Source organism: Parafrigoribacterium mesophilum (assembly GCF_039652555.1).
GTDB classification, from domain to species: domain Bacteria; phylum Actinomycetota; class Actinomycetes; order Actinomycetales; family Microbacteriaceae; genus Parafrigoribacterium; species Parafrigoribacterium mesophilum.
The window spans coordinates 1-253 of record NZ_JBDJAF010000091.1 but is presented as its reverse complement, the minus strand read 5'-3'; the positions used below and the strand labels follow the sequence as shown (position 1 = coordinate 253).

Sequence of the window (253 nt, the reverse complement as noted above, 5' to 3'; positions counted from 1 at the left end):
CGATTGAGGCGGAGCGGATCGGCATTGGCTGCGTGTGGATCTCGGAGCGCTTTGCCCTGAAGGAACCGGCCGTGCTGGCGGGCGCGGTCAGCCAAGTGACTTCGAAGATCCGCATTACCGGCACGTTTTATGCCACAATGCGCCACCCGATTGTGACCGCCAGCGCCGCCAATCTGATGCAGGCGCTGTCGGGCGACCGGTTCCGCGTGATGTTCGCCCGGGCAGTGCCGGCCTACATGAAAATGCTGGGTTC

The 253-nt window shown here is 63.6% G+C and carries 1 protein-coding gene; it reads left to right on the top strand.

Translation table 11 applies throughout. The features are described 5' to 3' along the window. The coding region (locus ABFX56_RS16215; protein WP_346234383.1) for an LLM class flavin-dependent oxidoreductase at nt 1–253 on the top strand (253 nt) is incomplete at both ends.